The 15831-nt window shown below is 34.2% G+C and carries 12 protein-coding genes; 8 read left to right on the top strand and 4 right to left on the bottom strand.

Annotation, left to right across the window (positions count from 1 at the left end; genetic code table 11):
* Positions 1–41: 41 nt before the first annotated feature.
* The 5 genes from gmtY (at position 42) to ACQKNX_RS23285 (ending at position 7119) form a co-directional block, all read left to right on the top strand.
* Positions 42–1529, top strand: a complete 1488-nt coding sequence (gmtY, locus tag ACQKNX_RS23305) for a gamma-mobile-trio recombinase GmtY (protein WP_427430933.1) — start codon at positions 42–44, stop codon at positions 1527–1529.
* Positions 1530–4244 (top strand): gamma-mobile-trio integrase GmtZ, encoded by a 2715-nt coding sequence (gene gmtZ / locus ACQKNX_RS23300; RefSeq protein WP_427430932.1) that lies wholly within the window; start codon positions 1530–1532, stop codon positions 4242–4244. It abuts the gene before it with no gap.
* A gap of 47 nt (positions 4245–4291) precedes the next feature.
* The gene (gmtX, locus tag ACQKNX_RS23295; protein ID WP_427430931.1) at positions 4292–4936 is read left to right on the top strand and encodes a gamma-mobile-trio protein GmtX; all 645 of its coding nucleotides are present in this window, start codon (positions 4292–4294) and stop codon (positions 4934–4936) included.
* A 292-nt stretch (positions 4937–5228) separates the two neighbouring features.
* A complete protein-coding gene (locus tag ACQKNX_RS23290) occupies positions 5229–5402 on the top strand; it encodes a hypothetical protein (RefSeq protein ID WP_169778100.1) in 174 nt (57 codons plus the stop codon).
* 436 nt (positions 5403–5838) lie between these two features.
* A complete protein-coding gene (locus ACQKNX_RS23285; protein WP_427430930.1) occupies positions 5839–7119 on the top strand; it encodes an oligosaccharide repeat unit polymerase in 1281 nt (426 codons plus the stop codon).
* 621 nt (positions 7120–7740) lie between these two features.
* Here ACQKNX_RS23285 and ACQKNX_RS23280 read toward each other — a convergent pair.
* Positions 7741–8244 (bottom strand): GNAT family N-acetyltransferase, encoded by a 504-nt coding sequence (locus ACQKNX_RS23280; protein ID WP_427430929.1) that lies wholly within the window; start codon positions 8242–8244, stop codon positions 7741–7743.
* 700 nt (positions 8245–8944) lie between these two features.
* Between ACQKNX_RS23280 and ACQKNX_RS23275 the strand changes: the two genes are divergently transcribed.
* Together ACQKNX_RS23275 and ACQKNX_RS23270 are read left to right on the top strand one after the other, a co-directional pair.
* Positions 8945–9397 (top strand): hypothetical protein, encoded by a 453-nt coding sequence (locus ACQKNX_RS23275; protein ID WP_427430928.1) that lies wholly within the window; start codon positions 8945–8947, stop codon positions 9395–9397.
* A 343-nt stretch (positions 9398–9740) separates the two neighbouring features.
* Positions 9741–10628, top strand: a complete 888-nt coding sequence (locus ACQKNX_RS23270; RefSeq protein ID WP_427430927.1) for a hypothetical protein — start codon at positions 9741–9743, stop codon at positions 10626–10628.
* 517 nt (positions 10629–11145) lie between these two features.
* Here ACQKNX_RS23270 and ACQKNX_RS23265 read toward each other — a convergent pair.
* Positions 11146–12315 (bottom strand): MFS transporter, encoded by a 1170-nt coding sequence (locus ACQKNX_RS23265; protein WP_427430926.1) that lies wholly within the window; start codon positions 12313–12315, stop codon positions 11146–11148.
* A gap of 74 nt (positions 12316–12389) precedes the next feature.
* Positions 12390–13130, bottom strand: a complete 741-nt coding sequence (locus ACQKNX_RS23260; RefSeq protein WP_427430925.1) for an SDR family oxidoreductase — start codon at positions 13128–13130, stop codon at positions 12390–12392.
* Between the two features lie 209 nt (positions 13131–13339).
* Here ACQKNX_RS23260 and ACQKNX_RS23255 point away from each other — a divergent pair, with 209 nt between their 5' ends.
* The gene (locus tag ACQKNX_RS23255; protein ID WP_427430924.1) at positions 13340–13879 is read left to right on the top strand and encodes a TetR/AcrR family transcriptional regulator; all 540 of its coding nucleotides are present in this window, start codon (positions 13340–13342) and stop codon (positions 13877–13879) included.
* 585 nt (positions 13880–14464) lie between these two features.
* Here the strand turns inward: ACQKNX_RS23255 and ACQKNX_RS23250 are convergent.
* Positions 14465–15757 (bottom strand): transglutaminase domain-containing protein, encoded by a 1293-nt coding sequence (locus tag ACQKNX_RS23250; protein ID WP_427430923.1) that lies wholly within the window; start codon positions 15755–15757, stop codon positions 14465–14467.
* Positions 15758–15831: the final 74 nt, after the last annotated feature.

Genomic DNA, 15831 nt, shown 5'->3' with positions numbered 1-15831 from the left:
ATGTAACATTATAATCAAACTATAGGTATAGGAGGATATATATGAGATATGTTCAGGTATCTTCAAAAACATATAGGGATAATACAGGAAGGAGCATAGACTTTCCTACTCTTCTAGTTGAGTATAATGGAGAGACAATGCTTTTTGAACAATTACATAGATATCAAATAAAGAATCGTAGTAAAAGCAGAACTTGGCATAAGAAGTTAGTACAAGCTGTTGGACTATTGCTTGATTATATGGAAGCTAATCAGGAATATTATTCTTCTCCAAAAGAATTCTTTGATACATTTACGGAGTCTGTTTATTCTGGAACAATAAATGAAGAAGGCTTAGACCCTTCGGGACTTTATTGGTTACCTAAAAGAGTTGAAACAGCGAACATGCTTTTATCTGCTTTAAATGGATTATCAGATTGGTTATATGAAGAATATGGAGCTGTTCAATTAAACCCTTGGAGAAAAGCCACAAGATATGAAGAACGACTTAACTGGATGGCACAGATAAATAAAAGTCAGAACTCATTTCTAGGGCATTTAAAAGATGTTCATGAAATCTCTGAAACTGCAAAATTAGCTCGCAATGCTGTTAGAAAAAGAAAACCATACTCATCAAAAGGAGATACAAAAGCCTTCCTCGAAAATAAAATACATAAGCTCCTATGGGAAGGGTTTAAGAATACAAGAAAGAACGTTGAATTAGACCTTGTTGACCGTTATAACTGGCGTGATATTGCCATCACTATACTGATGCATGGCGGTGGACTTAGGCATAGTGAAGTATTTCATTTATGGGTACAGGACGTCGCCCCTGACCCTGAAGACCCAAATCTTGCTGTGGTACGAATCTATCATCCAAGTGAAGGAAAAGCCCCGCAGGATTTCAAGAACCCTACTACTGGTAAATATATAACCGACAGAGAAAGCTATCTTCTGTTAAAATATGGTTTGCTTCCACGCAATATGTATTCCTCACAGGACAAACGATTTGCAGGGTGGAAAGAGCCAAGACTTGATAACGATGAAGATAAATACATGCATGTTTACTGGTTATCAAAGGAGTGGGGATACATCTTTATGTATGTATGGAAAATGTATATGGCAAAAAGGTTAAGAGATGGTATTAAGGATACTCACCCATTTGCCTTTGTCTCAAATTCGCCTAGAACACTAGGAGAAATGATGCCACTTAGGACTCAAAGGGAGTCTTACGAAAAAGCGGTTGAAAAGATTGGTTTGACAGTCGGAAAGAAAGATGGCACTACTCCACACGGACATAGACACGCATATGGTCAAAGACTTAAAAATACCAATATACCTGACCGCGTCAAACAAATTGCCATGCACCACAAGTCCATAGAGTCTCAGAAGGTATACACAGAACCAACAGTTGCAGATGTTACAGCTTCACTAAATAATGCCACTGCTTCTTTGGATAATGGTTGTGTACTTCCAATGCAGACTGAAATTGATGAATGGATGAATGAAGAAACTAAACAACAGAACAGATACAGATATAGGAGAAAATAAATGGGAAGAAAAGGTTATGAGAATGGTTTTAAGTATAAAATGATAGAAGAACTTTGCAAAGGCAAATCAGCAATGTATATTGAGCGAGAATATGGTGTTAAACATTGTACTGTTATGAGATGGCTCCGAGATTTCATTAAAAATGGAGCTTTTGGTGATAATAAATTATCGCCAAAAGAAAATCTGATGCTTGAACAGTTAAAGGAAAAAGCAAGGAAAAGAGAACTTGAATTAAGGCAACACGGAACGACTAGTAGTGAAAACCTCGAATGGCTTTTAGAATTTAATTCTGATTTACAGCAATGGAATGAATATGCGGCAGAATGGCTAAAAACGGTTGTAAGAGGCAAAAACACAGCACTTACTGCTCTATCAAGCTTCTTTAAGAAATATGTTATACCCTATAACATCACTAGGTCTGTGCAGGAGTTCATTTCAAAAGAATATGACACCCCAGATTTTTACGAGATTATGTATGCAGAAATGGGATCACAACAGAACGCTTTATCAAGAGCAAAAAAGGTTGTTGAATTTGTTGACTGGATTATTGAGGAAAAGTTTTCGGTTGAAGATGATTTAGGAAACAAACTTATTCCAGCAGAATTTGAAAATCCTCTAACAAAATACTTACCAGACTATGTAAAATCATCGCAATGTAATGAATCAGATAAGAATGTTCTGCCTTATAGGTACATAAAAGACCTTCGTAATATACTCTGCCCTCCAAATGCAACCTGTTTTAAAGACTTGATATTTGCACAAAGTGTAGGTGATTCAAATACAGGGGGTGATTGGTTCATTGTTGATGAGTCTGTTATTGATAAAAATGACCCAGACTGTGTTTACAAATTCAGAAAAACTTCCAAGTATGAACAGAGAAAAAAGGGACTTTCTGAAGAAGTATACGAGATGTGGTTTCCGGGGACTACTGTGTTGCTTTTGACAAAGCTCCTTCTACCTTTAAGAACTTATCAGGTGCGTATGCTTGACAGTGGAGAAATGGATACTTATAAGTATGTGCAGTCTATTCGAAATGTGGCTGGAGAATGGATCAAGAATGTTTCACATTTAAGTCAGGGAACAGAAAAAAATCCTTTCGAAAGAGGTGTTCTTCGTAAATTCAAAGACAAAACAACGCAGCTTGAAATGACAGGATTTTTTATCAACACGAATAAAACAGCAGACATCAACAAAGAGGAATCCGATAAAGGTTATGACATTCCTTGGCAGTACGAAGAAGCACAATACTGGCTTGCAAAGCTTAGGGATTGGCAGATGAAGTACAATTCTATTTCTCAACCTACAAAATGGACAGAACTGACAAGATACCACTTAGGATCCATAAAAGATGTGAGGATTTTAAAACAAATGGGGGAAAACACATTTCTTTTCAGAGATCCTACTTCAATTGGACAGGAACATTTACCAATAGCAGCACAAGGATTGAGTTATTTTTGGTATAAGACACTTAAACAGCTTGAGTTTCAACTTAAAGAAAATAGATCATCAGAAGTAGAAAGAACATTAAAATTTGTGCGTCCAGACAGTCCCCAAACAACTTATTATCCCCTGCATTCACTCAGAGTATCACTTATAACTGCCTATGCTCTTGAAGGTGGAGTTCCAATGCCTATTCTTTCAAAGGCTATTGCAGGTCACGCAAGACTCATTATGACTCTTTACTATACAAAAGCAGGTATTTCATACATTACAGATACACTGAATCAGGCTGAAAAGAGCATTCTTGAAAATGATAAACAAGCAGTTGATAGATTTATTAGAGATGCAAAGTATAAACAGTTAGAAACAAGTGTAGTTGCGAATGATCCAATAGCCTATCAGGCAGTAATCAATGCTCAAAAATCAGGTGCAAGTATTGTTATTAGTGATAAAGGAATTTGTCCTAAAGGCTGTTTTGGATGTGATTCAGGTGGCACATATGTTAACGATGATACGGATAAAGTCACTTATGGTGTTGTTCCGGGTTTTCCAGAGCAAAACTGTGTCAGATGTAGATGGTTCGTAACTAGTCCTGCTTTTCTTCCTGGCTTAGCGCATCACTTTAATACCATAGGCTACAATATGAGCGAAACAGGAAAACGAGTGAATAAACATCAGCGTGATATAGAACTTTTAGAAAATGAAAAATATGAATGTGAACTTAATGGAACCCTATTTACAAAACATCAAAAATTACTTAAATATGAGCAATTCTATGCACAGGAGATACAGAAGAACGATAAGCTAGCAAACGATTATAATGCCACTCTTCGTCTTATTGATAAGTGTATGAAGTTAATCAAAGAAAAATCATCTGAGAATGGATTTCAGCTTGTTACCGTCGGTTCTATATCGGATGTTGGAATTTCTATTAATAACGTTGAAAATGAACTTGAACAGCTTCAAATCATCTGTAACGGGGCGGAACTGTTTCCTGAAACAGATGCAAGCAAGGTAGTTTTACAAAGGTCTCAAATCATAGATTTAACATTAAAAAATAACAATGAAATGCCCGTTATGTTCTCATTAACAGAAGAAGAACAGCTCATTGCAGGAAATCAATTTATGAGGCTTTTGATTAATCGTGCAGGTAGTTTAAAAGAGGCTATACCTTATGCAATCGGGCGTAAGAAACTTGAAGAAATCGGTTTTAAGAATGAGTTAGTTGATGAACTTAAATCTGTGACTTTAAACAGAAATTTATTACCAATATAATAGTTCTACTAATGATTAAGAATAACTTATGTATAGGAGGAAATATAATGGAAATAAATCCAGATGAACTGTTCTCAAAGTTTTATGAGAACGCTTCTACAAGGAAAAAGAAAACATTAGAACTTATACATAACGCCTGTAAAAAACAGGCCGACTCTGACATAAAAGATTTTTCCATTGGTACTATAGCCAAACTGATAGCAGATGATGGCGGACCAAGTGAACAGGCTCTTAGAAACAAAAATGCCGAGGATTACAGAGTTTTGATAAGACAGTGGGCTGAATACTATAAAACTACCACTAAAAAGCCTAAAAAAGAAAAGAGAACAACCGTAAACGATGATATCTTAGCAAGTATCTCCGAACCAACAACAAAGGCATTGGTTGGTATGCTTGTGGCAGAGAATAAAAAGCTCAAAAGAGAAAACTCTCTGCTTAAAGAACAAACAACCTTCACGATTGATATGCGTCCTATAAATGATATAAGCAAAAATAAGGATGTCGTTATAGTCGAGCCTTCTTATAATCTGACAGATACCGAAATAGATGCACTGAGAAATGCCATATCAAACGAATTTATGAACTATCAGGGATGGACTACCGATAATTATGGCAGAGTAAAAGAAAACGGCATTCAGGTATATAAGGCAGGATATATAACTGCCATACAAAAAATTCTTAATGAAATATAAAAATATGGTCTTTAAATAAAGATTGATAATTTATAATTAAGTTCGTTCATTTATAATAAAGTTTTATATAAAACCTTATGGAATGCAGCTTTCTTATTCCACAATCGGGCCATATTGTTGAATAACATTCATTCTTTAACGACAGGTTCCTAACGACGCTTTGGGAATGTTATACTTCAACTAACGGGTGCAGTTGTTGAATAAGCGCTGTGCTTTAATCGGATTAGATTGAAAAAAAGTGTATGTGAAAATTCAAACAAAATAAATTTATATGTAGGGAGATGACTACTTTATGAAAAAGAGAATTTCTATAGTATTAACAACGATAGCTATCATTACTTTTGGTGTTTTTACTTATTATGGGTCTTTGACCGAGGCTAATAAGGAAACCGACAGTATTGTAATAGACAAAGATGGAGAAGTAGTAGAACCACTTAGTGGAAATAACGATAATATGGGTCATTAATACACATTAATATCGGTAGATATTTTTCTTGACGTTCTATTTGTACCAATGCTCTCCTAAGAAATCGGGCGCGATTCTGTAACAAGAATCAGCGCTCGTTTTCATTAAAGGGCCATATACTTAAACAACATTCTTGTTTACTGACTTCCCTAATAGTCAGTTGCATATGTAGCTTTTTATCTTTATTTTTAATTATTAATGGATTATTTGTTTATATTTGGAACCTGTTTTTGTTTCGTACGTTTTTAATATAAGGAGCAAGGGAGGGATTTAGTGAGAGTTTATAATCCGATTTTTATTTTGTTGCAACATAAGTAATGACCTACAACTAGAATTAAAGATTGGGCTGAAAAAATTAAATGGACAAATTAGAGCTGAATTACTACTAGTTCATCCTATGGGAGGGCAATAACATCTAATAAGATGTATGACATTTATGAAAATATTGAAAGAAACTTTAGCTAAGGTTAATAGGATTGATATGTTCTCACCATACTTCTTTTTACCTTTTATATTAGTACTTTATTTTTTTACAAGTTTATTTGATTTTCATCGGTATGAACAATTTAAAATAAGTGAGTCGATTTGGCCGGCTGTTATTTTAGCGCTTATATGCTATTACATAGGTGTGTATATTATTGATAAATTACAATGGACAATCCCCTCATTCGGATTATCATTATTTGGGAAATACGTAATTTACTTTGTTGTATTATTAACATCACTTGGATTAGCGTGCTATTTAATGATGATTTTTGGTGGTGGCTTAGGTATTTCTGATGAATCGAATCGTCGAAATCTTGATCCGAAATTAAACTTCTTTAGCCAATTATTATGGTTTGGCATTTTACTATTACTTTCATATAAAATGATTTTGGAAGAAAAAATGACCTGGAAAAAAGCATTCGTATATGGCTCTATTTTCGCTACCGTGATGTTCTTATTTTTATTAATGGGGTATCGTACGCCACTAATCATTATGCTATTTACAGGCATCATTATTTTCCACTACGTTGTAAAACGAGTAAAATTGACTTGGTTCCTATCTATATTACTCGTTATTGCTGTAGTATTTTCGATGTTCGGCTTCATACGTGTCCTTACAGAAGATTTAACGAAGGAGTCTAATTCTCGTGACCAACCAGATGTTGAATTGACAGTAGAGGAAAAAGAAAAGCTGTTAACTGCTGAGCAAAAGGTGAACTTGACGCCAAAGTGGATACTTGCAATAAATCAGGAAAGTGTAACAGGTCATATAGTGTTAAGTACAATTATTGAGTATACACAAAAGGAAGATTACTTAAAGGGTGAAATTCACCGTGGTATCTTTAATACCATATTGCCGGGAGAACAAATTTCGCCACGTATGAAGGTATCAGAGGTTGTAAACCCTATAAGTGTAGAAAAAGGTAAATGGATTACACGCCCTCCAAGAACAACAACACCAACATTTATTGGCCAATTATTCCTTGATGGTGGCTATTTATTAGTAGCGGTTGGCTTCTTATTGTATGGCGTATTAATTTCACTAATCTATAATAAGGTAAAACAAGCTGGTATACGCAGTTTTCACGCCGTTGCCTATGCGTTTGTAATTACAGTATTTACTGTGTCAATGCATACAGGTTTACTCGATTTGATCTTTATATTAATGTTAGGTTTTGTCATTGTAGCGTCATCTGTTATTAAAACTGATAAGAAAAATCTTCAATACTAAATGCGATGGGGCTGTCCTAATAGGATGGTCCATTTTAGTACTTTCATTTACTAAAACTATTCACTAATATCCACTGAATCACCCTCACATTCCAATAACTAGTTCTAGTCAAAGAAGCAGAAACACGCTTCTGATGACAGGGGTTGTGATTTTTGAAAGGAGTATAACTACTGTCATACTTACTTTGGGATTATCAGCGTTTTTAACAATCTTTATTTTTTGGAGTATTACTAAATTTTACCAATTAATAGAAGCTAAACGCTATTCCATTAAAGGGCCATATTGTTGAGTAACACTTTTGACGATAAAAAATGTTATTCAAGTTTTTATGCAAATTTATGAACAAGTTCTGTGAGTATAAACGCTGCTACTTCAACCGTTTATGCCATATGTATAGATAACTGTATAATTAATCGTTCAAGCTAAAGGGCACAAATGTTGATTTAACAACATTCGTGCCTTTTTAATGTGTCCCCAAACTTGCATTTGGGAACGTTATTTAGAATTAGTTTGTATACTTTATAAATCTTTAATATTCAACAATCACACCCGATTGTTGCAGAATATGTGATTACATATAAGCATCTGTAAAAATAAAGTAACATCCCCTATGTAATTCTGTTATTTTCCCTTTAAATTTTTAACCGCCAACATCGGATTATCCTGAATGATGCCTGTATCTACAAAACCAAATGAAGCGTATAATGTTTTCGCTATGACATTACTTTTATGATAAAAGAGGGCAATATATTCTGCTTCCCCATTAGGCATAGTTTCAATTTCCATCAATATTTTTTCAAAAGCCTGTTTACCGAATCCTTTCCCCTGGTGACTTTTATCAATCATATTATGCCAAATAAAATACGCCTTTTTACCATAAAAAGCTTCACTTTCAAATGATTCGTGATCCAACGTATCGTAGGTATACATCAAAAATCCAACCATTGTATCATCGGCATAAATAGCTAGCGGGGTAGCTGGTATACCATCTGCGTTCATCATATGTGCGTCTGCAAAGCATCTGAGGTTGGTAGTTTCTAATATAAATTCTTTCTGTTTTTCTCCAACATCAAGTGCTATTACTTCATCTATGTTATCCCCGGATATTTTTTGTAATTCAATCATTTTTATCTTCCCTCCTTAATATTCATTTAAATTTAACATATATGCCATTTTAAGTAAAATGTTATTCAGTTTTCTATCCTTAAATATAGTAAAGATGAAGTTTAAAATATTCCCATATATTTAATTATGTTACTCAACAATATGTCCCGATTGTCGAATAACAAAAAGCTCCCAAAGCGACGTTTGGGAGTATTGCTGATCATAACATCGTAATGGCATTCGTTATTCAACAATCGGGCGCTTTTCCTTAATAAGGAAAGGCGTTTTCTTCATGAAAGGGACCATTATTGGCATATTCAACAATCGGGCGCGATTCTGTAACAAGAATCAGCGCTCTTTTGCATTAAAGGGCCAGATTGTTGCATAAGGGGTCGAGCTCGATTTATACGGATTCACAACGGTAAGCAAAGAAATATTTCCAGACGAGAGGCTTGGTAACATTTTAAACAGTGACAAGCGCTGTTAAATCAGTGTTTGTTGCTGTTTCCATTAGAAAATAACACACGGAGACTGATGAGGGAAATAATTTTAAAAATGACTGTTCCTTCCACTTGTTCTGAATAGCTAAAACATAAAAATAGACTCTCAATGAAATGGTGATAAAGGACTCTTTGGGGACATTTTTAATCAAATGCAACTTTACATTGTCAATTACCGTCTATCTATATAATTTAGATAAAATTTAATATGGAGGATATAGATGGAAAATGGCAAGTTCAAAGAATATCGTCCTTTGCTATGTGTGAAAATTAATTTATTTACAGCCTTTATAATATTCGTATTATTTATTTGTTCAAAGTTGTTTATGGAAAAAATCCAAAATGATGCTTTAGTTACTGTAAATGATTTAGATAACGCTGCTGGAGCGATGGTGGCAATCGTTGTAATCGGTGGATTAGTAGGTATGTTATTAATTAGTTGCTCTATATTACTACCCTTAACAATTCCACTTTTCAGTAATTTTAGAAACAACTTAAAATCATTAATAGGTATAGTGATTTGTAACTTTGGTATTAGCTATTTTCTTTTATTGAATTTTACTTTGCAACTAGCATTATGTTATTTTATACCGACATTGGTAGGGGTATATTTTTCAATGTATTTCCGATATGAAAAAAAGAATAGTACGAAAATTAATAAATTTGTATATTAAATTTATAAAAATCCATACGAAGTAACGTTCCCAAATAAAAGTTTGGAGACATACAAAAAGACACGAATGAGGCATGTTGTAGTTTATATAGCTTTGCATAAAAAGTTTTATAAACAATAGCCCTTGTAAAAAGGCACGATGATAATTTGGTAACCGAAATTATTCAACTAAAGGGCGCGTTTATTTAGGAACGCGTCTTTTTCATTTAAAGGGCCAGATTATTTAGTGACTTTATTAATTATTTCGTTAAGATTGTGAAGAAATGTACTTATGCCAACGTGGCAGCTTAGTTTAACAGAAAATGTTATAATATTATCAAAATTTAGGAAATGGAGTTTAGGAAATGAAGAGTATTAAAAGATTGATTCAAGTTATCTTAGCAAGTACATCAATCCTAATTCTTAGTGGATGTTTCTCTAAAGATGATCTGAATCAACCAATACAAGAATATTTAGAAACAAACTATGGAATACAAGGTGAGTTTTCTGTTATTCAGGCAAGTAATAACTGGTTTGCAAGTATTGACCATCAAACATATATAGAAATGAAAGAGCCATATCGTGCTTATCCGCACCTAATGATTGATAGAGATACATTGAAGGTTATAGGAAAGGGCAGTCATGACGATATTTACCTTTCACAATTCAAGGGTGCATATATTGAGCAACATCCAAAGGTAGTTCAAGTAGTTGAACAGCTAATAACAAAATATGGTTTAGTGAAATACCCTAATGAATATGAACCAGTAAGAAATGGACCTGTTTCAATATTTCCCTACGACAATATTGAGATAGGTGTAGGTAATTATCAAGAGCTACTTGACGATTTTAAAATGACACAAAAGATAGATACTATTAAACTTTTACCTACATTGGTACCAAGCGACCCAAGAAATAATATTAGTGATGACAGGTATGGAAGGTATGCATCGAAAATAGGTGTGGTAAATTTCCAATTTAAGTTTGACATAAATGAAAATAAACACACTATTCCAAACGCCAAAGAATTAATTGATGACTTCAAAAAAAGTGAAGTATTAGAAAAGGGAATTTACAGCATCTATATGCTCGTAGATGACTCAAAACATTTTGTGGGAAGGGAACATAATAGTGTAGTTTTGTTTGAAGTTGACGAAAATGGGGAATATACAATAATTTCCACTCCTAAATATGGTGATTTTTGGGACACTTACTTTTATGGTGATTACGCAGCTAAAAAAAATATAGAATAGAATTTTAGGTTGAATTACTTAATTGGAATTGACTAAAAATACACATGGTGCTACCCCATTAGTAATATTTTGTAATTAGGATTAGCGCTTGTTTTCATTAAAGGGGAAGATTAATTTAATATAAAACTGAGTATGAAAACTGGAATTATATTCGTTATTCAACAATCGGGCGCATTTCTTTAATAAGGAATGCGCTTTTTACCATTAAAGGGCCATATTATGGAGCAATGCCCTTAAGAAAATTGGATTTTATTGATAATAATTTAGAAGAGACTGTGAAATTGTCCACTTAAAGTATTTCGGCAGTTTGGTTCAACAAGTGATGATTAAACTTTATTATAAAGAATTGATATTTAATCAAAAAAAACCGTCATTTTGATCAAACTTTTTTCAAAATGACGGTTTTCAATTTGTTGTATATGGATTGAAGGAAGATTCTTAACAATCTTTATTTTAAAGCTACAAATTGATGTCCACCTTTATATTCCAATTCAGTATGTTTAGTGTTGTTAATCCCTTAACTAGAATGTTGTTTTGTGGGACTACTCATGTTGTTTCTCACTAAAATAAATATTAAACTCAATATTAAGAATAGGAACCCGCCTAATACGATGTACTGTATACCCATTACTGATATAATTAATCCACCTACAGATGTACCCGTTGTTACCCCTAAGTTACCGGATGCTAGAAACAATCCATTCGAGAATTCAGGGGCTTCTGGAGCTGCAGACGTAATCCAATATTGACAAATATTATTTCCAATAGCAACTACTATTCCAAAAAACAAAACAATTAAAGCCATAGGTCCAGTGAACTGTCCCATTAAGAATAATAAGATGTAAACGACTCCTAATGCGAAAGGATAAGACACTACAGATTTGAGAGCATTTTTAGTAAGTAACTTCCCTGCCATAATGTTTCCAATAATACTTGCCCCACCGAATATGAATAACATTAAACTAATGGTTTTCCCGGATATATTCGTAATGATTCCAAGATACTCAGCAAGGTAACTATTAACTCCAAATATCGCTGCGTTTATTAAAAGGACAGCAACAATAGATAGCCAAGTAATTGGTTTTTTTAATACACTTAATTGAGATCCATAAGAAAGTCTTTCTTTAACAGGCATAGATGGTAAAAATAGTAATGTAGCAATGAATGCTATAGCATTCACGATAGTAAAGAATAACATGGCCATTTCAATCGAAGTTGTATCAGCAATAAAACTAGTGATTGGTACACCGAGTACCATACCGGCAGATACACCCATCATTACTTTAGAAACAGCCTTTGGAGCTTCTTCCTTACTAACTGAGGTAGCAGCTACTGTTAAAGCTATTGATACATAAACTGGATGTAAAAAAGCTGGAATCACACGAGCAATTAATGCAAATGTAAAGTTTGATGCAAATATGGAGACAATGTTACCCAGAACGAAAACACCAAGTACAAGTAACATTACCTTCTTGCGATTTATCCCCGAAAACAATAATGGCATCGTTGGACCTGATATTGCAACAGCAAGTGCAAAGAGGCTTACTAGCAACCCTGCTTTGGATATACTGACCTGAAAATGATCAGCAAGTAAAGGTAATATCCCAACGATACCCATTTCGGTATTTAAAATGCCAAATACTCCTATGGTCAATATGAATATAAACAAATGATTTTGTTTACCCAAAATAATCATCTCCTACTGGAATCTAAGAAATGAAAGAAGCCCAAAAAGTAGGGCTTCCTCATTGCAAAGAAATTTTAAAGTTGTTGTATTGTTGGACGAATGATCAACTCATTAATCGCTACATCTGATGGCTGTTCAATTGCGAATGCAATTGCGCGAGCAATGCTATTGGGATGAATTGCAATTTCACTTTGTTTTTTAATTGAATGTTTTAGATTAGCATCTGAAATATGGTCGGTTAATTCTGTATCAACGGAACCTGGACAAATAATAGTCGTACGAATATTATTGTTACACTCTTCTTGACGAAGACCTTCTGTAATGGCAAGTACAGCAAATTTTGTACCACTATATACAGAACTAGTAGGGAATACTAAATGTCCAGCTACCGATGATACGTTAATAATATGTCCTTCTTTTCTTTCTCTCATTGATGGAAGAACAGCCGCAATACCGTAAAGTACGCCCTTGATGTTAACATCAATCATCGTATCCCATTCATTCATTTTTTTCTCGTAAACAGTCGATAATGGCATTACTCCTGCATTGTTAATCATTACATCAATTTTCCCAAATTCTTTTAGAGCAAAATCAGCTAACTCTTCCATTTGTTCATGTGAGGAAACATCGGTAACTATATATAAAGCAAGTCCACCAGTGTTTTGAATCTCTTGTTGTAATTTTATTAATCGATCTTCTCGGCGGGCTGCTAGTACCAACTTTGCCCCTTTTGAAGCAAGTTCTTTTGCAGTAGCCTCTCCTATTCCACTAGAAACACCAGTGATAATGACAATTTTATCTTTAATATTAGACATATCATTTTTATCCTTTCACTTTTAGATTTGTTACGTAATAACACTTTGAAATTCCAACGATAAGATACATTGGTGTATTAGGTGACATCTGTGTATAATTATAAACGGATATGAAAAGCACGCAATTCCCAAACAGGCTAACTTTGTGTGTTAGTACTCAAATAAATGATATTGTGTATTATTTTTTAGAAAGATAGGTGATTTACTACATGACTAAAATGGATAGACGGATACTCAAATCTCAAAGCGCTATAAAAAAAGCTGTGATAGAATTGATGTCTGAAAAGGTGTTTGATCAGATAACAGTACAAAATATTGTTGACCGAGCTGATGTAAGTCGTAAAACCTTTTATCTTCATTATTTAGATAAATTTGATCTCCTTGATAAGCTCATAAAAGAACATCTTAATGAATTAAGGATAATCTGCGATTCTGCATCTGATACCAATGAGATAGCGAGCTGGTTCGATTACTTTGAAAAAAATTATGTTTTCTTTTCAAGGATGTTAGCCAGTAGAGGAGCTTCTTTCTTTCGGAGTCGGTTCCTAGAGTTTGTTATTGAAGATATAAAAAGTAATTGGGAGATAGAAACTGAAGGAAAAAATCGCGATTTAAGTGAAGATGTTATTCTGCAATTTTTTGGGGCTGCTTATGTACAAGTAGTGGAATGGTGGTTTACGAATAAAATGCCTTATCCTCCTCATGTTATGGAAAAACAAATCGAGATATTGTTAGAAAGGAATTTATAAGGTATAAGTGCAATCCATCATAAACAGCCTTTGATCTTCAACAATCGGGCGCTTTTATGGAGTGACGCTGTAGAAAATGATCAAGCTTTTTTATAAAAACTAAAATTAAAAATGCTAAAGAAGCATCCATTTTGATTATCTTTTTTCAAAATGGATGCTTCTTATTAATCTTAAAGTAAGGTTTTACGAGTGTTTTTGTTCAAACTTTATTTTAAAGCTACACCATTTTCTCAAAAAAGTCTGATTTAATGGATGTATTTTTAAATATAAATAAAAAGTTTGATTATAAAGTTTGATTATATATAATCAAACTCAAAATCTCTAAATATAAGGTCTGTTTTTAATTTATTATACTATTTACCCTATATTAATAATAAATGTCATACGCCCTTTTGAGGGTCTACCAACATGTTCAGTTGATTGGAGCGGAGGGCGGCGATTCCTGTGGGAACGCACAAAATGTAGGACGCAACAGACCGCGCGACAGCAAGGGTTGCGGCTTACGTTGTGCCCGCGGAAAGTGCCCGCCCATAGTGGAAATAAACGGTATTTATACGCCTTTCATCTACACTCAATTGGCAAAAATTATAGTTGCATTTTCTTCAGTTCATCTGTCATGAAATATAAATAGCCATCCTTAATAAATAAATCCTTCGTGTCTTCCCTATTTAACACCTGTTCACCGCTTCCATCAGGGCGAATTTTTGTTAAATAAGCGCCATGCGAATAATTACTAAAGTATAACCATCCATCAGCATAAACAATATATTGCGCACGCGTTTTAGTGACACGCTGAGCTTTTCCTGTAGTCATATCAAGTACGTACAATTTATTGTCATCAGAAATACTGCTATAAAATAACTGATTTCCTACTTGTGCAGGAAAATCGATATCTTGATAGTAGCTATAAATGGTACTTGTTGCTTTTGGATAATCATTTGCTATCCATGTATGATCACGCGCCATTGTACGATCATCTACTAAAAAATATTGATACCTTATGGCACCGTTCCGATCAGGCACAGGATCATTCCACGTTGTATCAAGATGATACCATTTACCGTCAAGTTTCACTAAATTCCAAGCATGCCCTTCCTTACCGACATATCCAACAATATATTGAGTCTCAAAGCCAAGTTTTTGTAACAATGTATGTGCTAATAACGCATAGCCCTGACAAACACCACCATGCTCAGCAAGCACTGTATAAGCACTATGTGGACTTGACTTCGTTTGTTCTGTATAAGCCGTATTCGCTACTATATAATCATTAACGGCTCTGACCTTGTCCACATCTGTTTTCGCGTTTTTCTCAATTGTGGCTACTATTTCTTGAGCGTTCATCTCAACATAAGCCGCTTGCTCTGGCGTCATTAAATAGCTTTGTTCCCCAAAAATCTTGGCAGTTTTTCTCCCATATTCAAAGCGTATGGAATGCTTACTAATATGCCCATACACGAAATCATCTCTTTTAATTGCACTGTCGTAGGCCTCTTCTACAATCTTCTCGATTCGCTCTGTACTTCCCTTATATTGAATCTCATAGGTTGGTGAAAAGCTACTATAATAGGCATACATCGCATCTGCCATTTCCTTGGCATTTGTAACAACAAGCTTTGTCTCAGGCTGCTGTACGACCGAAGAAGAAACGGCTAGCTTTTGTTCCTTCACATCTTCAGGGTTTGCTGTTTGTATCGAGGCATCTTCTGAAAATTTAGTGGTAACATCAACAATTTTCTCCTTTGTTGCTAGTAGCACCGTTTCAATGTCATCATTATTTACCCACGTAACGACCTGTTTTACTGTCGCTTTACCCGCTGTATAAATTGGTTCCAAGAAAATGATAAGTATTGCAATAATAGCTAGCTTTTTCCACAAAAATCTTCACCTCACACAGTTTCACTACTTTCATTATATACAAAAAAAACACAAAGAACTCAATTAGGAGCCCT

It is taken from the genome of Lysinibacillus sp. NPDC093712, assembly GCF_050280025.1.
In the GTDB taxonomy this organism is placed as follows: domain Bacteria; phylum Bacillota; class Bacilli; order Bacillales_A; family Planococcaceae; genus Lysinibacillus.
This window is presented reverse-complemented; position numbering and strand designations above follow the sequence as displayed.

What these genes read in the sequence shown, in the direction of transcription:
- ACQKNX_RS23275 (WP_427430928.1), top strand. Translation starts at nt 8,945, where the DNA reads ATGGAAAATGGCAAGTTCAAAGAATATCGTCCTTTGCTATGTGTGAAA.
- gmtZ (WP_427430932.1), top strand. Translation starts at nt 1,530, where the DNA reads ATGGGAAGAAAAGGTTATGAGAATGGTTTTAAGTATAAAATGATAGAA.
- gmtY (WP_427430933.1), top strand. Translation starts at nt 42, where the DNA reads ATGAGATATGTTCAGGTATCTTCAAAAACATATAGGGATAATACAGGA.
- ACQKNX_RS23290 (WP_169778100.1), top strand. Translation starts at nt 5,229, where the DNA reads ATGAAAAAGAGAATTTCTATAGTATTAACAACGATAGCTATCATTACT.
- ACQKNX_RS23270 (WP_427430927.1), top strand. Translation starts at nt 9,741, where the DNA reads ATGAAGAGTATTAAAAGATTGATTCAAGTTATCTTAGCAAGTACATCA.
- ACQKNX_RS23255 (WP_427430924.1), top strand. Translation starts at nt 13,340, where the DNA reads ATGACTAAAATGGATAGACGGATACTCAAATCTCAAAGCGCTATAAAA.
- ACQKNX_RS23285 (WP_427430930.1), top strand. Translation starts at nt 5,839, where the DNA reads ATGAAAATATTGAAAGAAACTTTAGCTAAGGTTAATAGGATTGATATG.
- ACQKNX_RS23260 (WP_427430925.1), bottom strand. Translation starts at nt 13,130, where the DNA reads ATGTCTAATATTAAAGATAAAATTGTCATTATCACTGGTGTTTCTAGT.
- gmtX (WP_427430931.1), top strand. Translation starts at nt 4,292, where the DNA reads ATGGAAATAAATCCAGATGAACTGTTCTCAAAGTTTTATGAGAACGCT.
- ACQKNX_RS23280 (WP_427430929.1), bottom strand. Translation starts at nt 8,244, where the DNA reads ATGATTGAATTACAAAAAATATCCGGGGATAACATAGATGAAGTAATA.